This window comes from Sphingomonas sp. P4_G3 (assembly GCF_056401105.1).
This window is the reverse complement of the sequence record NZ_JBFUJZ010000003.1, coordinates 137,332-158,568: the sequence shown is the minus strand read 5'-3', so window position 1 is coordinate 158,568 and position 21,237 is coordinate 137,332. Positions and strand designations below refer to the sequence as shown.

Genomic DNA, 21,237 nt, shown 5'->3' with positions numbered 1-21,237 from the left:
GCTTTCTCTCCTTCGAGGGGCACGAACGCCTTGGTGGCCGGGGACGTTCCGATGTTGGACCTAGCGAAGGCTCGGCAGGTCGAGGCCCTTCTCACGCGCGCAGTCGATCGCGATGTCGTAGCCGGCATCGGCGTGGCGCATCACGCCAGTCGCAGGGTCGTTCCACAGCACGCGCTCGAGCCGCTTTGCCGCCCCGGGCGTGCCGTCGGCGACGATCACCATGCCGGCGTGCTGTGAATAGCCCATGCCCACGCCGCCACCGTGGTGGAGCGACACCCAGGTCGCGCCGCTGGCGGTGTTGAGGAGCGCATTGAGCAGCGGCCAGTCGCTGACCGCGTCGGAGCCGTCGCGCATCGCCTCGGTCTCGCGATTGGGGCTGGCGACCGATCCCGAATCGAGATGGTCGCGGCCGATCACCACCGGTGCCTTCAATTCGCCGCTGGCCACCATCTCGTTGAACGCGAGGCCGAGGCGATGGCGATCGCCCAGGCCGACCCAGCAAATCCGCGCGGGCAAGCCCTGGAAATGGATTCGCTCGCGCGCCATGTCGAGCCAGCGGTGGAGAGGCGCATTGTCGGGCAGCAACTCCTTCACCTTGGCGTCGGTCTTGTAGATATCCTCGGGATCGCCCGACAGCGCGACCCAACGGAACGGGCCGATGCCGCGGCAGAACAGCGGGCGGATATAGGCGGGGACGAAACCGGGGAAATCGAAGGCGTTGGCGACGCCTTCGTCCTTCGCAACCTGGCGGATATTGTTGCCGTAATCGACCGTCGGCACGCCCGCCGCCTGGAAATCGAGCATCGCGCGGACGTGCGTCGCCATTGATGCCTTGGCAGCCTTCGCTACGGCGTCAGGATCGCGCTCGCGTCCTTCGAACCATTGATCGAGCGTCCAGCCGATCGGGAGGTAGCCGTTGACCGGATCGTGCGCCGAGGTCTGGTCGGTCAGCAGATCGGGGCGGATGCCGCGGCGGAACATTTCGGGCAGCAATTCGGCGGCGTTGCCGAGCAGGCCGACCGAGACCGCCTTGCCCTCTGCCTTGGCGCGGTCGAGGATCGCCATCGCTTCCTCGATCGTGTCCGCTTTATAGTCGAGATAGCCGGTCGCCAGCCGCATCTCGATCCGACTCGGCTGGCATTCGATCGCCAGGCACGAGGCGCCCGCCATCACCGCCGCGAGCGGCTGCGCGCCGCCCATCCCGCCGAGCCCGGCGGTCAGCAGCCAGCGGCCGGGCAGGTCGCCGTCATAATGCTGGCGGCCCATTTCGACGAACGTCTCATAAGTGCCCTGAACGATGCCTTGGGTGCCGATATAGATCCACGATCCGGCGGTCATCTGGCCGTACATCATCAGCCCGGCGCGATCGAGCTCGGCGAAATGCTCCCAGGTCGCCCAATGCGGGACGAGATTCGAGTTCGCCAGCAGCACGCGCGGCGCATTCTCGTGGGTACGGAACACGCCCACCGGCTTGCCCGACTGGATCAGCAGCGTCTCGTCGCTCTCCAGCCGGCGCAGCGTCTCGACGATGCCATCATAGCTTTCCCAGTCGCGCGCGGCGCGACCGATACCGCCATAGACGACCAGTTCCTGCGGATTCTCCGCCACGCGCGCGTCGAGATTGTTCATCAACATGCGCAGCGGCGCTTCGGTCAACCAGGATTTGGCCGAGAGTTCGGTGCCGGTTGCGGCCTGGATGTGACGCTGATTGTCGATGCGGGTCATGCTTGGTCCTTGGCGAACGAAAGAGCGGCGGCGAGCACGTGCGCAAGGTCGGCGCGCAGCGGGGCGGCGAAATCGGGATTGTAAGCGGGCGGCCAGTTGCTCTCGTCGGGCTCGCCTTGCGGCTCGTCGAGATAGGCGCGCATCGCGATTTCCATCTGGATCGCGTGGACGCCTTGCTCGGGCTGGCCGTAATGGCGCGTCGTCCAGCCGCCGCGGAAACGGCCGTTGAGGACGTGGCTGCGGCCGGCGCAGGCGGCGACCACCGCATTGCTCAGCGCCGGATCGCACGTCGCGCCGTTGTCGGTGCCGATATTGAGTTCGGGAAGCTCGCCGTCGAACAGCCGTGGGACGTGGCTTCGGATCGAGTGGCAGTCGTACAGCACGACGCACGGATGGAGAGTGCGGAGGCGCGCGATCTCGGCCGCGATCGCGGCGTGATAAGGCGTGAACCAGGTATCGCGACGCGTCGTGACCTCGGGCGCGGCACCGTCGCGATAGAGCGGCTCGCCATCGAACGTCTCCGTCGGGCACAGGCCAGTCGTCGCCTGCCCGGGATAGAGCGACGCGCCGGAGGGATCGCGATTGCAGTCGATCACGCTGCGCGACACGTCGGTCCAGATCAACGTCGCGTCGGCGAGGCCGTCGTACAGCGCGCGGATATGCCAGTCCGCATCGCGGACCGCCCACCAGCGCGAGCGGAAATCAGGGAGCAGGAGGTCTGGGATCTCAGTTCCGCCATGGGGGAAGGCGAGGATCAGCGGGGAGTCGCTGCGCTGGACGTGGAGCCAGGTCATGCTGTGTGCCCTCCGCTCGCGCCAACTCCCAACGTCATCCCGGCCTTGTGCCGGGATCCACCGTGCCGCGAACCCTGGACAAGGGGCTCAAGCTTCGCGCTCGGTTGCGCAGTGGACCCCGGCACAAGGCCGGGGTGACGGGTAAGGAGACGGGGCCCGATCATCCCACCACTCCCGGCAATTCCCCCACCGCCACCAACAACCGCTTCGATCGCACCAGCTCGGTTGCGATCGCCATGTCGGGTGCCATGTGCCGGTCGTCGGTCAGCATCGGCACGCGTTCCCGCAGCAACCGCCGCACATGCTCGACCGGCTCGCTCGACAGCATCGGCGTATGGAAATCGCAGCCCTGCACGCCAGCGAGCAATTCGATCCCCAGCACCGCGTCGACATTCGCCGCCATCTCGATCAGCCGCCGCGCGCCGTGCGCCGCCATCGAGACATGATCCTCCTGATTGGCCGAGGTCGGGATCGAATCGACGCTGGCGGGCGTCGCGCGTTGCTTATTCTCGGACACCAAGGCTGCCGCGGTCACTTGCGGGATCATGAAGCCCGAATTGAGCCCGGGTTTCGGCGTCAGGAACGCCGGTAGCCCCGACAAGGCCGGATCGACCAGCATCGCGACGCGGCGTTCGGCGAGACTCCCGATCTCGCAGATGGCGAGCGCGATCATGTCGGCGGCGAAGGCGACCGGCTCGGCATGGAAATTGCCGCCCGACAAAGCCTCGTCGGTTTCCGGGAAGATCAGCGGATTGTCCGATACGCCATTGGCTTCGGTCACCAGCGTCTCACCTGCCTGGCGCAAGATGGTCAGCGCCGCACCCATCACCTGGGGTTGGCAACGCAGGCAATAAGGATCCTGGACGCGCGTATCGCCTTCGCGGTGCGAGGCGCGGATCGCCGACCCCTCCATTATCCGGCGCAGCGCGTCCGCCGTCTCGATCTGACCGCGATGGCCACGCAATGCATGGATGCGGTGGTCGAACGGCGCGTCGGAGCCTTTGGCCGCCTCGGTCGACAGGATGCCGGTGACCAGCGCGACGCGGTACAGTCGCTCGGCCTCGAACAAGGCGGCGAGCGCATAAGCAGTCGAGAACTGCGTGCCGTTGAGCAGCGCCAGCCCTTCCTTGGGGCCGAGTTCGAGCGGCTCGAGCCCTGCCTGCACCAGTGCGTCCGTCGCGGGCAGGCGCTGGTCGCCGACAAACATCTCGCCGACCCCGATCATCGCCGCGGTCATGTGCGCGAGCGGTGCGAGGTCGCCCGACGCGCCGACCGATCCTTGCGCGGGCACTACCGGCATCAGGCCTTTGGCCAGCATCGCTTCGAGCAACTCGACCGTCGCCGGCGCCACACCCGACGCGCCGCGCGCCAGGCTGGCGAGCTTCAGCGCCATCATCAGCCGCGCGATCGGCACCGGCATCGGATCGCCGACGCCGGCGGCATGGCTCAGCACGATGTTGCGCTGGAGCCTCGCCAGATCCTCGTCACCGATCCTGACGCTGGCGAGCTTCCCGAACCCGGTATTGATGCCATAGACCGGCTCATGCCGCGCCAGGATGCGCCCCACCGCCGCCGCGCTTTCGGCGATCGCCGGGCGGCAGGCGGGATCGAGCGCCGGCACGGCACCTTCATAGATCGCTTGCCACGCCGAATAGGGGACGGCACCGGGAGTCAGCAGCATTCGCCGTCCTTCACGCGTAGATGGAGAGGGTTGAAGCCGATCCGGTAGACCAGCTCCGCCGGCGCGGAGATGTCCCACACCGCCAGGTCGCAGGCCTTGCCGGGTTCGAGCGTGCCGATCGTGTCGGCGAGACCCAAAGCGCGGGCGGCATTGACTGTCACGCCGCGCAACGCCTCGGTCACGGTCAGCCGGAACAGCGTCGCCGCCATGTTGAGCATCAGCAGCAGCGAAGTGGTCGGCGAGGTGCCGGGGTTGCAGTCGGTGGCGATCGCGATCGGCACGTGATGCGCGCGGAACAGGTCGACCGGCGGCAATTTGGTTTCGCGCATGAAATAGAAGGCGCCGGGCAGCAGCACCGCAACCGTCCCCGCCGCCGCCATCGCCTTGGCGTCGGCCTCATCGGCATATTCGAGGTGATCGGCGGATAATGCGCCAAAGCTTGCGGCGAGGCTGGCGCCGTGGAGCGCCGACAATTGCTCGGCATGGAGCTTGACCGACAAGCCGGCCTGACGCGCCGCCGCCAATACGCGCCCGGTCTGCTCGGGCGAGAAGCCGATCCCTTCGCAAAAAGCGTCGACCGCATCGGCGAGGCCGTTCGCTGCGGGGATCATCTCCTCAGTGACCAGCGCGACGTAATCGTCGGGCCGCCCGGCATATTCGGGAGGCAACGCATGCGCGCCAAGCAACGTGGTCGCGACACGCACCCGGCGTTGATCGCCCAGCGACCGCGCGGCGCGCAGCATCTTGAGTTCGTCGGCGACCGTCAGGCCATAACCCGACTTGATCTCGATCGTCGTCACGCCCTCGGCAAGCAAGGCATCCAGCCGCGGCAACGCGATCGCGACCAGATCGGCCTCGCTCGTCGCCCGCGTCGCGCGCATCGTCGACACGATGCCGCCCCCGGCGCGCGCGATCTCCTCATAGGACGCGCCGTCGAGCCGCATCGCCCATTCGCCCGAGCGGTCGCCGGCATGGACCAAATGCGTGTGGCAATCGATCAGCCCCGGGGTGATCCAGCGCCCGCCGCAATCCACGATCTCACCGGCCGTCGCGGGCGCATCGGCACGGGGGCCGGCGTAGGTGATCGCGCCGTCGCGGCTCGCGACCACGCCATCCTCGACCACGCCCAGCCCGTCGCCGGCCATGGTCGCGAGTCGGGCATTGGTCCAGGTCCGCTCCATGAGCTCCATCCTTGCCTGGGTGCATTATTATGTCTAGACATAATCGACAGGAGGGCCCGATGCCGTATCTCTGGTTCGAACGCGCATTGCTGCCGGATGGCTGGGCCGAACGGGTCCGCATCGCGATCGATGGCGCGACCATATTCGCCATCGACACCGGCGTCATGCCCCAGCCCGGCGATCAGCGGCATGGCGCGGCGCTCCCCGGCCTGTGCAACGTCCACAGTCACGGTTTCCAGCGCGGTATGGCGGGCCTGTCCGAACGTCGCGGCCGGCCCGACGACGATTTCTGGAGCTGGCGCGAGGTGATGTACCGCTTCCTCGACCGCCTTACCCCCGACGACATCGCCGCGATCACTACCCAGGCCTATGTCGAGATGCTCGAAGGCGGCTTCACCCGCGTCGGCGAGTTCCATTACCTCCACAATGACGTTGATGGCGCACGCTACGCCGATCCGGCGGAGACCGCTGGCGCGATCATCGCAGCGGCGGAAGCGACCGGGATCGGGCTGACGCTGCTGCCCGTCTTCTACGCGCATGCCGATTTCGGCGGCGCTCCGCCCGCGCCAGGGCAGCGCCGCTTCATCTCGGACGTCGACGGCTTCGCGCGCCTGGTCGAGGCGAGTCGCGCCAAATTGCCCGCCGATGCCGCGCTCGGCATCGCGCCGCACTCGCTCCGCGCGGTGACGCCCGACGAACTCGCCGCGATCCTGCCGTTGGCCGATGGCGGTCCGCTCCACATCCACGCCGCCGAACAGGTCCGCGAGGTCGAGGCCTGCCTCGCGTGGAGCGGCGCGCGGCCGGTCGAGTGGCTGCTCGATCATGCGGCGGTCGACCATCGCTGGTGTCTGATCCACTCGACCCATGTCGATGCACACGAGGCCGCGCGTCTCGCGGCAAGCGGCGCGGTTGCCGGCCTGTGTCCGGTGACCGAGGCCAATCTGGGCGACGGCGTCTTCCCTGCGGTCGACTATCTCGCGGCTGGCGGGCGGTTCGGCGTCGGCACCGATTCGAACATCCTGATCGACGCCCCTAGCGAACTCCGCGGACTCGAATATTCGCAGCGACTGACGCTCAGAAAGCGCGCCCTGCTGGTCAACGGGGCCGAGCCCTCGGTCGGCGCGACCCTGTTCGCCAAGGCGCAGGCCGGGGGAGCGCAGGCGCTCGGCGTGGCCAGCGGCATTGCTGTGGGGAACGCCGCCGACATCGTCTCGCTCGACCTCCAGCACCCCGCCTTGGTCGGAGCCGGCAGCGACTTGCTCGACCGCTGGATCTTCGCCGCGCGGCCGGGCGCGATAGATTCGGTCTGGCGCGCGGGTCGCAAGCTGGTCGACCACGGCCGCCACATAGCGGCCGACACGATCGCCGACCGCTATCGCCGCACCGTCGCCGCTCTGCTGGCATGACGGTCGAGGCGCGCATCCGTCACGATATCGAGGCGCGCATCCATTCGGGCGAATGGAAGCCCGGCCATCGCATCCCGTTCGAACACGAGCTGGTCGCGACCTATGGCTGCGCCCGCGCGACCGTCAGCAAGGCGCTGGGCGGTCTCGCCAAGGACGGCCTGATCGAACGCCGCCGCAAGGCCGGATCGTTCGTTGCGTATCCCCAGGTCCATTCCGCGGTGCTCGAAGTCCCCGATCTCGCGCAAGTCATCGCCGCGCGAGGCGAGGAATATCGCTGGCAGTTGACCAATCGCTACATCGTAGACCACGCCGAAGACGTCCCGCTTCCGGCTTTGCTGGTCGAAGGCGTGCATCATGGCGGCGGCGAACCCTTCGCGCTCGAACACCGATTGATCGCGCTGGGCGCGGTCCCCGACGCCGCGCAGGAGAGTTTCGCCGACGAAGCGCCAGGCACCTGGCTTCTCCACCACGTCCCCTGGACCGCCGCGCGCCACCGAATCCGCGCGGTCGAGGCGACGACAGCGGAGGCGAGGGCTTTGAGGCTGCGGCCGCGCGGCGCCTGCCTCGAGCTCGACCGCACGACCTGGCGCGCCGGCCAGGTCGTCACACACGTGCGCCAGCTGTTTCGCGGCGATCGCTACGATCTCGTCGCGGAGTTCAAGCCGTAAGCGGGGTCAGTCGACGACCCAGAGGAATACTTCGCGTCCATCGACGGTCTCGTGGGCGCGCGGCGCCCAGTCAGGCATCGCAAAGGCATGGCTGAGGACGCGGCTGCCCGAGGCAAGCTCGGCGCGCAGACGCGCGGCGAGCAGTCGATTGGGAAGCGGCAGCAGATAGAGCGTGACCACGCTGGCGCCGTCCAGCCGCGTCGCGAACAGGTCTTCGCAGCGGAACCCGACGAGATGCTCGAGGCCCGCTTTATGCGCTGCCGCCTCGGCTTCGGCGATGCGCTCCGAATCGATGTCGACGCCAAGCGCGGTGGCGCCACGCCGCGCGGCGGCAATGACGACGCGGCCGTCGCCGCAACCGAGGTCGATGAGATGATCGCCGGGCCCGACCCTGGCGAGATCGAGCATGCGCTCGACCAGCGGCTCGGGCGTCGGCCAGAAGGGGGCATCGAAATGATGCGGCGTACCGGCCCAGGGTCCACGGAGCGCCTTGAACGCGCGGTCTTCAGGGTCTTCCGCGGCGGTCGTCGGGTGAGTTGGATCCACCGCGTCCTGTTCCTTGCCGATATCCATGCCCATTGCCGCCCCGATCATGGCGGCTTTTCGTCCGCTCGTTCGCGAGAATGGGAGGCTGGGTACGCCAGGTCAATCCAATGCCGGCATCGGGCGCGCATTGTCTCATGCGTTGCCCATGCCGCCCGGGAGGCGACGGCAGGGGTTTGATATCAGCCAATTATCGGAAAAATGGTGCTGCCGGTGAGGATTGAACTCACGACCTCAGCCTTACCAAGGATGCGCTCTACCACTGAGCTACGGCAGCACTCACGCGGGACCAAAGGCCCCGACGGAGGCGCGCCTATGTCCGTCGACCCGGATATTGTCAAGGCGCGGTCGGCGGGTTTAGGTGATTCCGCCTGATGACCGCCAAGAACGACAAACCGGACCGTGCCGCCCGCCTGGCCGAGCAATTGCGCGCCAATCTGCGCCGTCGCAAGGCGCAGGCGCGTGAGGGCGTGGCCGTGGAAACCACGAAAGGCGATGACGCGGACCGCGCAGACGATTAAGCAGCACCGCCATGCACCGTCCCAAACTGTCGATCGTCGTCCCCTGTTATAACGAGGCGCTCACCCTCGAGACTTTGCACGGCCGCGTCACTGCCGCCGCCAAGGCGGAGGTCGGCGAAGATTACGAACTTGTCCTGATCAATGACGGATCGAAGGACGATAGCTGGTCGATCATGCGCCGGCTGTCGCAAAGCGATCCGCGTTTGGTCGCGATCAACCTGTCGCGCAATCACGGCCACCAGCTTGCACTGACCGCCGGGCTCGATCTGTGCGCGGGGCAGCAGATCCTGATCATCGACGCCGATCTGCAGGACCCGCCCGAATTGCTCGGCGATATGCGCAAGATGATGGCCGCGGAGGATGCCGATGTGGTCTATGCCGTGCGCCGCAAGCGCGAGGGCGAGACCTTGTTCAAGAAGGCGACCGCCGCCGCCTTCTATCGCCTGCTCGATCGCGTCACCGACACGCCGATCCCGCTCGACACCGGCGATTTCCGGTTGATGTCGCGCCGCGCGCTCGATGCGTTTCTGGCTCTGCCCGAACAAGCGCGTTTCATTCGCGGCATGGTCGCCTGGATCGGCTTTCGCCAGGTGCCGTTCCCGTATGACCGCGCAGAGCGCTTCGCCGGCGAGACCAATTATCCGCTGTCGAAGATGCTGCGACTCGCGTTCGACGCGATGACCGGATTTTCGACCAAGCCGCTGACTTTTGCCAGCCATGTCGGCCTCGCGCTGACCGGGGCGTCGTTCCTGCTGCTGATCTATATTGCGGTCGGCTTCTTCTCGGGGACCGCAGTGCCGGGCTGGACGTCGCTCGCGTTCATCGTCGTGCTGCTGGGCGCGGTGCAGATGTTCGTGCTGGGGATGATCGGGGAGTATCTCGGTCGGCTGTACGTCGAGTCGAAGCGACGGCCGCTGTATCTGGTGTCGGATGTCGCGGGGCCGGTGCAGGGCAAGGCGACCTTGGGCTATCGCGCCGAGGACCGCGAGCAGACGGCTAAAATCCTCCCCGTTCACGGGGAGGGGGACCAAGCCGCGTAGCGGGTTGGTGGAGGGGGCAGGCGGCTGCCGGAATCCGAGGAGGCGAACCCCCTCCACCACGCGACTTCGTCGCGCGGTCCCCCTCCCCGCAATGCGGGGAGGATTTTACCCCTTCGGCATTGCCAGCGTCAGGATCGACAGACCCGGCGTCATCGGCACGCGTCCGACCATGTGGCGCTCGAGCCGGAAGATCGTCTCGAACAATTTGTTGACCGGACCTGGCGGCGGCGAATCGTCGCTGTCGTCGCGACCGGTCATCCGGCCGGCGACACGCGCGGCGGCGGCGAGCGGGAACAGTAGCGAGTTGAAATAGCCGAACTTGCGCGTCTCCAGCCCGGCGGCATGGATCGCTTTTTTCAAGCTCCCCTTCGAATAGCGGCGATGGTGATGGTTCACGACGTCGTGCGCCGACCACATCCATTGGTGCGCGGGCACCGCGATCAGGATCTTGCCGCCGGGCCTCAGGCAATCCTTCATCGCGTGCAGCGCGGCAACGTCGTCATCGATATGCTCGACCACGTCGAGCACCGCGATCATGTCATAGGCGCCGCGTTCGATCCCCGGCAGCGTCGGCAGCGGCGCGTTGCTGACCGGCTTGTTGAGCCTTTTGCTGGCGATCGCGGCGGCGGCGGGATCGATCTCGATCGCGTCGACATCCCCGAATTGCTGCAACATCGCCAGATTGTGCCCGGTGCCGCAGCCGATCTCCAGGATACGCGCCTGTTTGGGCAGATCGGCGTAGCGCGCGACATAATCGTGCAGGATATCGCGACGCGCGACATACCACCAATGCGACGAATCATGCTCCGCCATGCGGTCGTAAACGATACGGTCCATTAAGCGAACACCAGCCAGCGATTGAGGATGAACGTGAAGATCGTTGCCAAGGCGATCGCCGGCAAGAGCGGTGCCCAGGCGGGATAGCCGAGCAACGCGGTCCCGACCCAGGTGATCAGGGCATTGAGCCCCATGCCCGACGCCTGCACCATGACGAACTTGACCTGCTGTGCGCCGCCCGGTTGACGCGTGCCGTGGCCCTTGAAGCTCCAGCGGCTGTGCAGGAAGAAACCGGCGGTCACCGCGACGGCAAAGGCGAAGGGAACGGCATAGACTGCGTGCGCGCCGCGGAACACCCAGGTGGTGAGCGGCAGATAGACCACCGAATAGATCAGCGTCGAAATCCCGCCGGCGACGCCGAAGCGCACCAGCTGGCCCATGAGGCCGCTTTCCCGCCACGTATCGATTTGTTTGAGAATTGCCGTCACACGCTTGCCCCGGGAGTGGGGGTCCCCCTAAAGCGAGCCAAGGCGCGAGGGAAGCATTTTGAGCAAGATCGAAAGCTGGTGGTCCGACCTGGTCGCTGAACTCGACCGGCACTGGATCAAATACGCGCTGCTCGCCTGGTTCATCGTCAGCCTGTGGTACGTCATCAGCTCCTGGCCGCAGATCCGGTCGCTGGGGCTCGGCGATACCGACGACAATATGCGGCTGATGCAGGTCCGCGCGCTGCTCAACGGGCAGGATTGGTACGATCTGCGCGATTATTACCTCAATCCGCCGGGCGGCTTCGACATCCATTGGAGCCGCATCGTCGACTTGCCGATCGCCGGGCTGATCCTGATCCTGCGGCCGTTCGTCGGCACGCCTTGGGCGGAGCGGGTCGCGTGCGGCATCGCGCCGCTGCTGCCGCTGTCGATCGCGTTTATCGGCCTGGGCGCCACCGTCCGCCGGCTGGTCAGCCCGCATGCCTGGCCGCTCGCGATGGCGCTGCTGGTCTGCGCGTGCACGCCGACGATGCTGATGTTCGCGCCCGATCGGATCGATCATCACGGCTGGCAACTGGCGATGCTCAGCCTGACCGTCGCCGGGCTGTGCGATCCCAAGGGCGCGCGCGGCGGCGTGATCGTCGGGCTGGCGAGCGCGGTGAGCATCTCGATCGGCCTCGAAATGCTGCCTTATGCCGCGATGGCGGGGGCGATCATCGCGCTGCAATGGATCTGGGATCGCGGTGAGGCACGGCGCGTCGCTGCCTATGGCGTCAGCCTGGCGAGCGGCACCGCGCTCGGCTACGGCGCGTTCGCGTCCTATGCCAATTCGGTGATGCGCTGCGACGCGCTGACGCCGGTCTATTTGACCGTGATGCTGGTGGCGGGCGGCTTGCTGTTCGTCCTCGCCTGGTTGAGCCCGGCGTCGCGTTGGGCGCGGTTGGGGCTGGCGGTGGCAGCGGGCGCAGTGATCGTCGCCGGCTTCGCTTGGCTGTTCCCGCAATGCTTGGGCCGGCCCGAACAGGTATCGCCCGAACTCGTGCGCAACTGGCTCGACAATGTGCGCGAGGCCAAGCCGATCTACCAGCATCCCTTCCGCCAGGCGTTTCCGATCGTCACCCTGCCGATCATCGGCCTGCTGGGCGCGGCAATCGCGACCAAGCGTGCCATCGACGGTCGCGCGCCGAATATGGTCGGCTGGTCGGCAGTGACGCTATTCACGCTGTTCGCCTGCCTGATGCTGTTGTGGCAGACGCGTGCTGGGCCAGCCGCGCAATTGCTCGCGGTGCCCGGAGCGGCGGCGTTGATCTGGATCGCGGTGCCGTTGCTGCTCGACAGCCCTAATATCCTGGTCCGCGTGCTCGGGCCGGTTGCGGTGGTGCTGATCGCCTCGGGCATGTTCAGCGGGCTGTCGCTCAGATACCTGCCGATCGATAAGCCCGATGCGCGGATGACGACGATCAACCGTGCGAGCGCGCGATGCCCCGCCATCACCAGCCTCGCGCCGCTCAATCGATATCCGAGCGCGACGATTTTCAGCTTCGTCGATCTCGGGCCGAGGATCATCGTCGTCACGCATCACAAAGCGGTGGCGGGGCCCTATCACCGCAACGGCGACGCGATCCTGGACGTCCAGCACGCTTTCGGCGGATCGCCCGACCAGTTCCGCGCGATCGCCAAGAAGCATGGCGCGACCTTGCTGTTGATCTGTCCGAACATGGCCGAATCGACGATTTATCGTGTCCGCAATCCGGGCGGATTCTACGATCGCATGGCCAAGGGCGAGACGTTCGCGTTCCTTGAGCCGCTGGAACTGCCGAAGAATTCGCCGTTGCGGTTGTTCCGGATCAATTAGGCGCGCATTCCCCAGCACCCCCATCCGTCACCCCAGCGCAAGCTGGGGTCTCAAGCCGTATCGCGCCTTTGCTTGAGATCCCAGCTTTCGCTGGGATGACGGTAAAAGGCGCTGGGGTGACGGATTAAGAGAGGGGCTGGGGTGACGTATCAAGTCAGCCCCAGGCTGATCCGAATCCCGTCGATCACGAACTGCACCGCCAGCGCGCCGAGCAGCACGCCAAGAATGCGCGTGATGACGGCCTCGATCCGTGCGCCGAGCAACCGCATCAGCGGCCCGGCGGCGAGCAAGGCAGCCAGGGTCAGCGCCAGGATGGTCGCCAGCGCGGCGAGCACCACGGCCACTCTCTCGAAGCCATGGTTGCGGCTCATCATCAGCATGACCGAGGCGATCGATCCCGGCCCGGCGATCATCGGCATCGCCATCGGGAAGATCGACACGTCCTCGACTTCGGGGCTCTGCGCGACCTTGGCGGCACGGTCCTCGCGGCGTTCGGTGCGTTTCTCGAACACCATTTCGAGCGCGATCAGGAACAGCATGATGCCGCCGGCGATGCGGAAGGCCGCCAGGCTGACGCCCAGCGCCTTGAGCATCGCCTCGCCGACCGCGGCGAACACGAACAGGATGATCGCGGCGACGACCACCGCGCGGATCGCCATCGATCGGCGATGCGCGGGCGTCGCGCCATGCGTCAGCCCGGCATAGATCGGCGCGCAACCGGGCGGATCGATGACGACGAAGAAGGTGACGAGTGCGGAGAGGTAGAGTTCGATCACTTTTCGGCTGCGATCCGGTCGTCGATTACGGTGACGAGCTTCTTTCCATTGTAAGAAAAGACCGTGAACTGGCGCTCGCCGTTCGGCATGACGACCCAAAGCCATTGCAGCGAACCGTCATCGGACTCTCCTCTTGCGGTCTTTGCGCTGGGAGCGTTGGCGACGGTTCCGACGGCGTCACCGCTCCTCAAGCACTGCGCGATCTTGACCCGCGGCGCGGTTGGGCGCCTGCGAGCGACTTTTAGGTCGTCCCCACCATCGACGATCCACTTCCATCCGCCATCGGGCTGAAGTCGCCATACGGTCGAAAAATAACCGACCTTGCCGTCGGGACGCTGCCAGCCGCCGGTATTCACCGCCAGCTTGCCATCACACGAAAGATAGCTCGCGGTCGGCCACCAATCGATCGCCTGGGGTGGATCCTTGCGGTTCTTGAGGAAATCGTGGGCGTTGGCCGGCTGCGGCACGAACATCACCGCATCGTCGGTCGACCATTTGCGGAAGGCGGTCCATTGTCCGATCGTCTTGGCATCCGCGGCGAAAGCGCGCTCGGCGTCGACGGCCGTCGTTGCCGGCGCATCGGCCCCCGCCAGCATCAGCAACAACGGAATCATAGCGCCCCCTTGTCATACGCCACACCCGCGCGGCGATGCGCGGACACCAATGTGTTCCGGAGCAACACCGCGATCGTCATCGGTCCGACGCCGCCCGGCACCGGGGTGACCGCGCCCGCGACGCTGAGCGCGCCGGCAAAGTCGACATCGCCGACCAGGCCCCGTTCGGTGCGGTTAATGCCGACGTCGATCACGGTCGCGCCGGGCTTGATCCACTCGCCCTTGACCATTTCCGGTCGGCCGACTGCTGCCACCACGATGTCGGCGCGCTTGACCACGCTCGACAGGTCGCGGGTCTTCGAATGCGCCACGGTGACCGTGCAGCTTTCCTTGATCAGGAGCTGCGCCATCGGCTTGCCGACGATGTTCGAGCGTCCGATCACCACCGCGTCGAGCCCGGCGAGGTCGCCCAATTGATCTTTGAGCAGCATCAGGCAGCCGAGCGGCGTGCAGGGCACGAAGCCATAAAGCCCGGTCGCCAGCCGCCCGGCATTGACCGGGTGGAAGCCATCGATGTCCTTGTCGGGATCGATCCGCGTGGTCACCGCGCGCTCGTCGATATGGCTGGGCAGTGGCAGCTGGACCAGGATGCCGTCGACCGCGGGATCAGCATTCAGCCGGTCGACTAGCGCGATCAGATCGGCCTGCGACGTATCGGCGGGAAGCTTGTACTCGAAGCTTTCCATTCCCGCGCCGATGGTCGCTTTGTGCTTGTTGCGGACATAGACCGCCGAGGCGGGGTCTTCGCCGACCAGCACCACCGCCAGCCCGGGCGCGCGGCCCGCCGCCGCGCGGAAGCTCGCGACCTGTTGCGCCACGCGTTCGCGCAATCCCTGCGCGAACGCTTTCCCATCGATGATGCTCGCCGTCATGGCCCGGCCTGATAGAGCGCGGCGGCGATCTTCGCCAGCGCTTCGGCGTCTCCAGCGATCGCCAGTCGCTTCAATCTGGCGCGATCACCGGCGATCAGCCGGACGTCGCGCTTCGCCACCCCGAAATGCTTAGCCGCGAGGTCGATCAGCGCGGTGTTGGCGGCACCGTCGACCGGCGGCGCGTTGAGTCGCGCCACGGCGTGGCCCGGACCCGGCGACAATTCATTGCGCGACGATCGCGGTGTCACGCGCACCGCGATCTCGATTCCGTCAGGTGTCGTGCGCCAGCCGCTCAGAGTGCGCCCGCGCCGACCCACCACAATGCCAGCCGCCCGATCGCGATCTGGATACACCAGATGATCAGCAACACGACCAGCGGCGACAGGTCGAGCGCGCCAAAATCGGGCAGGATGCGCCGGATCGGCCGATAGAAGGGCTCGGTGATCCGATCGAGCGCCGTCCAGATCGCGCGCACGGTGTCGTTGTGCGTGTTGATGACATTGAACGAGATGAGCCAGGACAGGATCGCCTGGATGATGATGATCCACTGCGCGACGGTCAGCAGGACCTGCAGGATACTGAGGATGGTAATCAAGTTTGTCTCCGGACGTGCGGCCCTGTCCGGATCGATATAGGAACGAACCGGCCGCGAACAGCCCTCAGCGACTGTTTGAAAACTCGCGGTGGAGCGAGTTTTAAGACGGTGCCGGTCCGCGAAATGCGCCCACAGCGCATTTCCAAACAGATTCTCAGGCGCGAACCAGGGTGCCCGCGCCGCGCCGGGTGAAGATTTCCAGCAGCATGCCGTGGGGCACGCGGCCATCCAGGATGACCGCCGCTTCGACCCCGGCCTCGACCGCGGCGACGCAGGTATCGACCTTGGGGATCATCCCGCCGGAGATGGTGCCGTCATCCTTCATCGCCTCGATCGCTGCGCGGTCGAGGTCGGTCTGGAGCTCACCTGCCTTGTTGAGCACGCCGGCGACATCGGTCAGCAGGAAGAAGCGCGTCGCGCCCAGCGCGCCGGCGATCGCGCCCGCCATCGTGTCCGCGTTGATATTGTAGGTTTCGCCATCCGCGCCCAGCGCGACCGGCGCGACGATCGGGATGAAGCCGTCACGCGCGAGGTTCTTGAGGATCGAGGGATCGACCTTCACCGGCTCACCGACGAAGCCGAGGTCGACATGCCGCTCGATCCCCGAATTGCGGTCGGGCTCGGTGCGGGTGACCTTCTCGGCAATCACCAGATTGGCGTCCTTGCCCGAAATACCGACCGCGCGGCCGCCCAGCGCGGCGATCCAGCCGACGATTTCCTTGTTGATCTTGCCGGCCAGGACCATCTCCGCGACCTCGGCAGTGGCGGCGTCGGTGACGCGCAGCCCGCCGATGAATTCCGATTCGACGCCGAGCCGCTTGAGCATCGCGCCGATCTGCGGGCCGCCGCCATGGACGACCACCGGGTTGATCCCGACCGCTTTCAGCAGCACCACATCCTCGGCGAAATCGCGCTGCGCCTCGGGATCGCCCATCGCGTGGCCGCCATATTTGATGACGAAGGTCTGGCCCGCATAGCGCTGCATGTACGGCAGCGCCTCGACGAGCGTTTCGGCCTTGGCGAGCAATTGGGGCGAGGGCGCGTGATCGGTCATGGGCGCGCCATACTCATTCCGTCACTGCAGTGAAAGAATATCAGGAGGCTCCTGTCTCGGACGATCTAGGCTTGGGTGTCATGCTCAATCGGATCTGGTTCGATCGACGGCGAGAGATGCCAGTTTCCGCTGACAGGGCGACCCCAAGTGGATCGATCCGACCACCCCACATCCGCAATCCGTCATGCCGGGCTTGTCCCGGCATCCACCGGGCACCGCTCCTAGCGCTCAAGCCTCTTGCTTCTCGGCTGGCGGCACGGTGGACCCCGGCACAAGGCCGGGGTGACGGTGAAGAGTCAGGCGCGATCCAGCCTTTTCCCCAGCGCGACGAACCCGGTGATCAGGAACGGCACCAGCACGATCGACAGCACGATTTTGGTCAGCATCTGCCCTTCCATTAGGCCAAGGATCGGGCGCTCGCCGTAGAAGGAGATGGTGATGAACAGCAGGGTATCGACGATCTGGCTGATCACGCTCGCCACCATGCCGCGGAACCAGACCAGGCGGCCCTTGCCTTCCTGGCCCTTGAGCTTGGAGAAGATGAAGACGTTCAAGGTCTGGGAGGTGCCGTAGGAGACGAATCCCGCCAGCATCATCCGCACGCTCTGACCGACGACGATCGGGAACGCGTCGATCGCCGGCGGATACATGCCCGGATCGTGCGGCAGCGCGAGCACGATCTGGATCAGCGCGGCCGAGGTGAACAGGGGCACGAAGCCGAGCCGGACCAGCATCGTCGCGGTCTTTTGCCCATGAATCTCGGCGACCGCGCTCGACAGCACAACCAGCAACAGGAAGCCGAAAATACCCGCCTCGACCGCGAGTGGTCCCAGCGCGACTTGTTTGACGCCCAGCACGCCCGCCATGCAGACCATGCCGCCATAGAGGATCGAAAAGACGAAGAGCGAACGAGGCAGCTTTACCTCTAGGGCGGGAGAGGGTGTTTCCATGCGGCTCAACGCTAGCGGCAATTCCGCTAACGTCAAACGGCCCGGCCGACAGGGGGATCGACCGGGCCGCCCCCGTGGGTCACTTCAGCCGCTTGTTGCAGGCGCTCCAATATTGCGGCCAGGTCTGGCCCGGTGCGATCTTGCCGGCAGCCTTGTCGGCCTTCCACTGGTTGCCGCACTCGTGCTGACGAGATGCGGTCGCGGTCTGCGCCGCGCTGCGAGGACGCCTGGCGCCAGTCGATGCGGCTGGTTTGTCGCCACTAACGGCGGAGGATTTGGGCAATGAGGCACGGCATTGCGCGAGGAACTGCATCCAGGTCTGTCCGGCGGGCAAGGTGCCGGCGGTCTTCGCTTCCCGGTATTTGGCGCCGCAAATCTTCATCGGATTGTCGGCGGCCAGCGCCGGAGTCGCCAGCACACCAAGGCCTGTAATCGTGATCGCAGCCATCGCGGTCTTCACCATCATCGTCATCCCACATCCTTCCTTTGCGACTTGTTCGCCGCCGGCGGTGGCCGACCGGAGGATACCGGCGGCCGTGGGATGGGAGATACCGCACTCGGTGCATCCGAGTCCGCGATTGCCTCCAAAACCGATCAATTTGTTCCATATTCGTTCCCGGCTCGTGCCGCGAACTGAGATACGCACCGTTGGGGGCAACTAGGAGGCAAAGACGGCGAAGTGGGCTTTCTGCGTTGCGCCAAACCCAAGCGTGCCGACAATCCACCGTAAACGGCCCGGCCGGTTGCCGCCGGCCGGGCGCTTGGAGCAGTTATTTCATACGCTTGTTGCACGCGCTCCAATATTGCGGCCAGGTCTGGCCGGCGGGAAGTTTGCCGGCAGCTTTCTCGGCGCGATATTGCGCGCCGCACTGACGTTCGCGCGCATACATGGCGGCCTGCGCAGGGCTCGGCTGGCCCGGGGTCTTAGGCGGCTTGGCCACAGCGACGCGCGTCGGGGCCGGTTTCGCCGCAGCGGCCGGCTTGGCGACGACCATTGGCTTGGCCGGCGTCGTCACCGCGGCCGGCTTGGGCAAGGATGCCCGGCATTGCGCCAGATACTGGTTCCAGGTCTGGCCCGCGGGCAGGGTCTTGGCGGTCTTGGCGGCCTGGTATTTGGCGCCACACACCTTCATCGCGTTGTCGGCGGCGAACGCAGGAGCGGCGGTGCCGATCCCCGCTAGCATCGCCGCGGCCACCGCGATCTTCATGATATGAGTCATCGTTTCATGCTCCCTCGCAGACGCCCCCTGCCACGCGGCGCGGGCTGCCTGTTTTATACGGCGTGATCCCGCGAAGATGAACGCCAGATGACTGAATTTATGCGCCGAAGAAGCTGTTGGTAAAGACGTCGGCCAAGGGGCTGTCCTAGTCCGATTTTTGCCGCCATAGTTGCCGGCAATTCGAACGATCGCATGCGCGGGCGCGGGGTATGCCCGCCACGGGCACCAGATGAGTGAGTGGGGGCTTACCAACACATGCCACGTTTCCTGATCGGCGTTGCCGGCATCCTTGTCATTCTGGCGATCGCCTATCTGCTTTCCACCAACCGCAAGGCTATCCGGCTGCGCGTCGTCGGCGCGGCGTTCGCGCTGCAGGCAGTCATCGCCTGGCTGGTCCTCTACGTCCCGGCGGGCAAGGTCGTGATCGAGAAGATGGCGGGCGGGGTCACCGCGCTGCTCAATTACGCGCATGAAGGCACCAATCTGATTCTCGGTCCGCTGGCGACCGATCCCAAATTCGGCAATGCCTTTGCGATTTCCGCGCTTCCGGTGATCATCTTTTTCGCCGCTTTGGTGTCGGTGCTCTATCACCTCGGCATCATGCAGTTGATCGTGCGCTGGCTGGGCGGTGCGATCGAGAAAGTAGTCGGCGTCAGCAAGGTCGAATCCTTGTGCGCCGCCGCCAATATCTTCGTCGGCCAATCCGAGGCGCCGCTGGTGATCAGGCCGTATCTCGCCGCGCTGACGCCGGCGCAGCTGTTCACGGTGATGTCGGTCGGCATGGCTGGCGTCGCGGGGACGATCCTTGCGGCCTATGCGTCGCTGCTTGGGCCGACCTCGCTACCCTATCTGCTGGCCGCCTCGTTCATGTCGGCGCCGGGCGGGCTGCTGATGGCCAAGCTGATCATGCCCGATGAGCTGGTGCCCGCCGGCGAATTGCCGCTCGAGGGCGGCGCGGCCCTCCTGGCGCACGAGGATGACGCGATCCGTGTTGCCGAGGTTCAGATCGAGGAAGAACGCGCGTCGAACGTCATCATGGCGGCGGCGATGGGCGCGCAGACCGGCGTCAAGATCGCGGTTGCGGTGGCGGCGATGGTGCTCGCCTTCGTCTCGCTGGTCGCCCTCGCCAACGGCCTGCTTGGTTGGGTCGGCAGCTGGTTCGGCTATCCGACGCTGAGCTTCCAGGGACTCCTCGGCGATATCTTCGCGCCGATCATGTATTTGCTCAACATCCCGTGGAACGAGACCGGCGCCGCCGGGCAATTGTTCGGGCAGAAGATCGTGCTCAACGAATTCGTCGCGTTTATCGATCTCGGCCAGATGAAGAATTTGTCGCCGCGCACCACCGCGATCGTCACTTTTGCACTGTGCGGTTTCGCCAATTTCTCGTCGATCGCGATCCAGATGGCCTCGACCGGCAGCCTCGCGCCCAACCAACGCCCGATGATCGCCAAGCTTGGCCTGCGCGCGCTGGCGGCGGGGAGCCTGGCCAATCTGATGTCGGCGGCGCTGGCGGGGATGCTGATTCCGTAAGGAGGCCACGCGTACTGGAATTAGCGGAACGCCGGCTTGCGCCTCACCGCGTCGGCACCGGCTCCGCGCCCGAATAATCGTAGAAGCCGCGCCCGGTCTTGCGGCCATACCAGCCGGCTTCGACATATTTGACCAGCAGCGGCGCCGGGCGGAACTTGGGGTCGCCGGTGCCTTCGAACAGCACGCGAGTGATTTCCAGACAGGTATCGAGCCCGATGAAATCGGCGAGGGTCAACGGCCCCATCGGGTGGTTGAGCCCGAGCTGGCAGGCGAGATCGATGTCGTGGATCGTCGCGACGCCTTCGCCGAGCGCGAAGCAAGCCTCGTTGAGCATCGGCATCAGGATGCGGTTGACGATGAAGCCGGGCGCGTCGTTGGCGCGCACTACCTGCTTGCCGAGCGCGGCGGCATAAGTCTCGATCAACGTCACCGTCTCGTCGCTGGTGGCGAGGCCGCGGATGATCTCGATCAGCCCCATGACCGGGACGGGATTGAAGAAATGGACGCCGATGAAGCGCTTGGGATCGGGTGTGGCCTGGGCGAGCCGGGTGATCGGGATCGATGATGTGTTCGAGGCCAGCACTGCGTGGGCGCCGAGCACCTTGCCGACCTCAGCGAAGATCGCGCGCTTGATTTCCTCGCGCTCGGTTGCCGCTTCGATGATCAGCCCGCATTTGCCCATCGCCGACGGGCCCTCGATCGTCTCGATCCGCGCCAGCGTCTGATCGGCGACCTCCGCGGTGATCTTTTCCTTCGATACCGCGCGCGCCAGCTGCGCAGCAATTCCCGCCTTGCCGGCATCGGCGCGTTCCTTGGTCACGTCCGCTAGGAGCACGTGATAGCCGGCCTGTGCCGATACCTGCGCGATGCCTGCGCCCATTTGTCCCGCTCCGATCACGCCGACGCTCTGCATGTCATTTCCTCGCAAATGGTTTCGCGGCCGA

General features: G+C 66.0%; 23 protein-coding genes and 1 tRNA gene. 6 read left to right on the top strand and 18 right to left on the bottom strand.

Features of this window, described 5'->3' with window-relative positions; translation table 11 throughout:
* Nucleotides 1-60 precede the first annotated feature (60 nt).
* From hutU to hutI, 4 genes are all read right to left on the bottom strand, one after another.
* The gene (gene hutU / locus AC1DQQ_RS08870; protein WP_478044902.1) at nt 61-1,725 is read right to left on the bottom strand and encodes a urocanate hydratase; all 1,665 of its coding nucleotides are present in this window, start codon (nt 1,723-1,725) and stop codon (nt 61-63) included.
* A complete protein-coding gene (hutG, locus tag AC1DQQ_RS08865) occupies nt 1,722-2,519 on the bottom strand; it encodes an N-formylglutamate deformylase (RefSeq protein ID WP_478044900.1) in 798 nt (265 codons plus the stop codon). Before hutG ends, hutU begins: the two co-directional genes overlap by 4 nt.
* A 160-nt stretch (nt 2,520-2,679) precedes the next feature.
* Entirely contained in the window at nt 2,680-4,200 is a 1,521-nt protein-coding gene (gene hutH, locus AC1DQQ_RS08860; protein WP_478044899.1) for a histidine ammonia-lyase, read from the bottom strand.
* Nucleotides 4,191-5,381: an imidazolonepropionase gene (hutI, locus tag AC1DQQ_RS08855; protein ID WP_478044897.1), complete on the bottom strand. Its 1,191-nt coding sequence runs from the start codon at nt 5,379-5,381 to the stop codon at nt 4,191-4,193. The genes hutH and hutI overlap by 10 nt, the downstream gene beginning before the upstream one ends.
* A 59-nt stretch (nt 5,382-5,440) precedes the next feature.
* On the opposite strand from hutI, the gene AC1DQQ_RS08850 reads away from it, so the two are divergent.
* Together AC1DQQ_RS08850 and AC1DQQ_RS08845 are read left to right on the top strand one after the other, a co-directional pair.
* Nucleotides 5,441-6,787, top strand: a complete 1,347-nt coding sequence (locus AC1DQQ_RS08850) for a formimidoylglutamate deiminase (RefSeq protein ID WP_478044896.1) — start codon at nt 5,441-5,443, stop codon at nt 6,785-6,787.
* Nucleotides 6,784-7,455, top strand: coding sequence for a UTRA domain-containing protein (locus tag AC1DQQ_RS08845; RefSeq protein WP_478039494.1), 672 nt, complete (start codon nt 6,784-6,786; stop codon nt 7,453-7,455). The genes AC1DQQ_RS08850 and AC1DQQ_RS08845 overlap by 4 nt, the downstream gene beginning before the upstream one ends.
* A 6-nt stretch (nt 7,456-7,461) precedes the next feature.
* Here AC1DQQ_RS08845 and AC1DQQ_RS08840 read toward each other — a convergent pair whose 3' ends face one another.
* Both AC1DQQ_RS08840 and AC1DQQ_RS08835 read right to left on the bottom strand, forming a co-directional pair.
* Nucleotides 7,462-8,049, bottom strand: a complete 588-nt coding sequence (locus AC1DQQ_RS08840) for an SAM-dependent methyltransferase (RefSeq protein ID WP_478030631.1) — start codon at nt 8,047-8,049, stop codon at nt 7,462-7,464.
* A 151-nt stretch (nt 8,050-8,200) separates the two neighbouring features.
* A tRNA-Thr gene (locus AC1DQQ_RS08835) sits at nt 8,201-8,275 on the bottom strand.
* 97 nt (nt 8,276-8,372) lie between these two features.
* On the opposite strand from AC1DQQ_RS08835, the gene AC1DQQ_RS08830 reads away from it, so the two are divergent.
* Both AC1DQQ_RS08830 and AC1DQQ_RS08825 read left to right on the top strand, forming a co-directional pair.
* Nucleotides 8,373-8,519 carry a hypothetical protein gene (locus tag AC1DQQ_RS08830; protein WP_478030629.1) on the top strand — a complete coding sequence of 49 codons (147 nt, stop codon included), beginning with the start codon at nt 8,373-8,375 and terminating at the stop codon, nt 8,517-8,519.
* An 11-nt stretch (nt 8,520-8,530) separates the two neighbouring features.
* Nucleotides 8,531-9,559 carry a glycosyltransferase family 2 protein gene (locus AC1DQQ_RS08825; RefSeq protein ID WP_478044895.1) on the top strand — a complete coding sequence of 343 codons (1,029 nt, stop codon included), beginning with the start codon at nt 8,531-8,533 and terminating at the stop codon, nt 9,557-9,559.
* 105 nt (nt 9,560-9,664) lie between these two features.
* Here AC1DQQ_RS08825 and AC1DQQ_RS08820 read toward each other — a convergent pair whose 3' ends face one another.
* Both AC1DQQ_RS08820 and AC1DQQ_RS08815 read right to left on the bottom strand, forming a co-directional pair.
* The gene (locus tag AC1DQQ_RS08820; RefSeq protein ID WP_478039499.1) at nt 9,665-10,396 is read right to left on the bottom strand and encodes a class I SAM-dependent methyltransferase; all 732 of its coding nucleotides are present in this window, start codon (nt 10,394-10,396) and stop codon (nt 9,665-9,667) included.
* A complete protein-coding gene (locus tag AC1DQQ_RS08815; RefSeq protein WP_478039501.1) occupies nt 10,396-10,776 on the bottom strand; it encodes a GtrA family protein in 381 nt (126 codons plus the stop codon). The genes AC1DQQ_RS08820 and AC1DQQ_RS08815 overlap by 1 nt, the downstream gene beginning before the upstream one ends.
* A gap of 106 nt (nt 10,777-10,882) precedes the next feature.
* Between AC1DQQ_RS08815 and AC1DQQ_RS08810 the strand changes: the two genes are divergently transcribed.
* Entirely contained in the window at nt 10,883-12,679 is a 1,797-nt protein-coding gene (locus tag AC1DQQ_RS08810) for an AcrB/AcrD/AcrF family protein (RefSeq protein ID WP_478039503.1), read from the top strand.
* Between the two features lie 149 nt (nt 12,680-12,828).
* On the opposite strand, the gene AC1DQQ_RS08805 is transcribed toward AC1DQQ_RS08810, so the two are convergent.
* The 9 genes from AC1DQQ_RS08805 to AC1DQQ_RS08765 form a co-directional block, all read right to left on the bottom strand.
* Nucleotides 12,829-13,455, bottom strand: coding sequence for a MarC family protein (locus AC1DQQ_RS08805; RefSeq protein WP_478030620.1), 627 nt, complete (start codon nt 13,453-13,455; stop codon nt 12,829-12,831).
* On the bottom strand, nt 13,452-14,069 hold the full coding sequence (locus AC1DQQ_RS08800; RefSeq protein ID WP_478039505.1) for a hypothetical protein: 618 nt from the start codon (nt 14,067-14,069) through the stop codon (nt 13,452-13,454). Before AC1DQQ_RS08800 ends, AC1DQQ_RS08805 begins: the two co-directional genes overlap by 4 nt.
* Nucleotides 14,066-14,941, bottom strand: a complete 876-nt coding sequence (gene folD / locus AC1DQQ_RS08795) for a bifunctional methylenetetrahydrofolate dehydrogenase/methenyltetrahydrofolate cyclohydrolase FolD (RefSeq protein WP_478044894.1) — start codon at nt 14,939-14,941, stop codon at nt 14,066-14,068. The genes AC1DQQ_RS08800 and folD overlap by 4 nt, the downstream gene beginning before the upstream one ends.
* A complete protein-coding gene (locus tag AC1DQQ_RS08790) occupies nt 14,938-15,195 on the bottom strand; it encodes a DUF167 domain-containing protein (protein ID WP_478044892.1) in 258 nt (85 codons plus the stop codon). Before AC1DQQ_RS08790 ends, folD begins: the two co-directional genes overlap by 4 nt.
* A gap of 38 nt (nt 15,196-15,233) precedes the next feature.
* Nucleotides 15,234-15,536 carry a YggT family protein gene (locus AC1DQQ_RS08785; RefSeq protein ID WP_478030615.1) on the bottom strand — a complete coding sequence of 101 codons (303 nt, stop codon included), beginning with the start codon at nt 15,534-15,536 and terminating at the stop codon, nt 15,234-15,236.
* 154 nt (nt 15,537-15,690) lie between these two features.
* Complete coding sequence (argB, locus tag AC1DQQ_RS08780; protein WP_478044890.1) at nt 15,691-16,590, bottom strand: acetylglutamate kinase; 900 nt, start codon at nt 16,588-16,590, stop codon at nt 15,691-15,693.
* Between the two features lie 296 nt (nt 16,591-16,886).
* Nucleotides 16,887-17,540, bottom strand: coding sequence for a queuosine precursor transporter (locus AC1DQQ_RS08775; protein ID WP_478044888.1), 654 nt, complete (start codon nt 17,538-17,540; stop codon nt 16,887-16,889).
* 79 nt (nt 17,541-17,619) lie between these two features.
* Entirely contained in the window at nt 17,620-18,012 is a 393-nt protein-coding gene (locus tag AC1DQQ_RS08770; RefSeq protein WP_478044887.1) for a hypothetical protein, read from the bottom strand.
* A 298-nt stretch (nt 18,013-18,310) separates the two neighbouring features.
* Nucleotides 18,311-18,760, bottom strand: coding sequence for a hypothetical protein (locus AC1DQQ_RS08765; RefSeq protein ID WP_478044885.1), 450 nt, complete (start codon nt 18,758-18,760; stop codon nt 18,311-18,313).
* Nucleotides 18,761-19,015: 255 nt separating this feature from the next.
* Between AC1DQQ_RS08765 and AC1DQQ_RS08760 the strand changes: the two genes are divergently transcribed.
* Complete coding sequence (locus tag AC1DQQ_RS08760) at nt 19,016-20,293, top strand: NupC/NupG family nucleoside CNT transporter (protein ID WP_478044884.1); 1,278 nt, start codon at nt 19,016-19,018, stop codon at nt 20,291-20,293.
* 43 nt (nt 20,294-20,336) lie between these two features.
* On the opposite strand, the gene AC1DQQ_RS08755 is transcribed toward AC1DQQ_RS08760, so the two are convergent.
* Nucleotides 20,337-21,206, bottom strand: a complete 870-nt coding sequence (locus AC1DQQ_RS08755; protein ID WP_478044883.1) for a 3-hydroxybutyryl-CoA dehydrogenase — start codon at nt 21,204-21,206, stop codon at nt 20,337-20,339.
* Between the last annotated feature and the right edge of the window lie 31 nt (nt 21,207-21,237).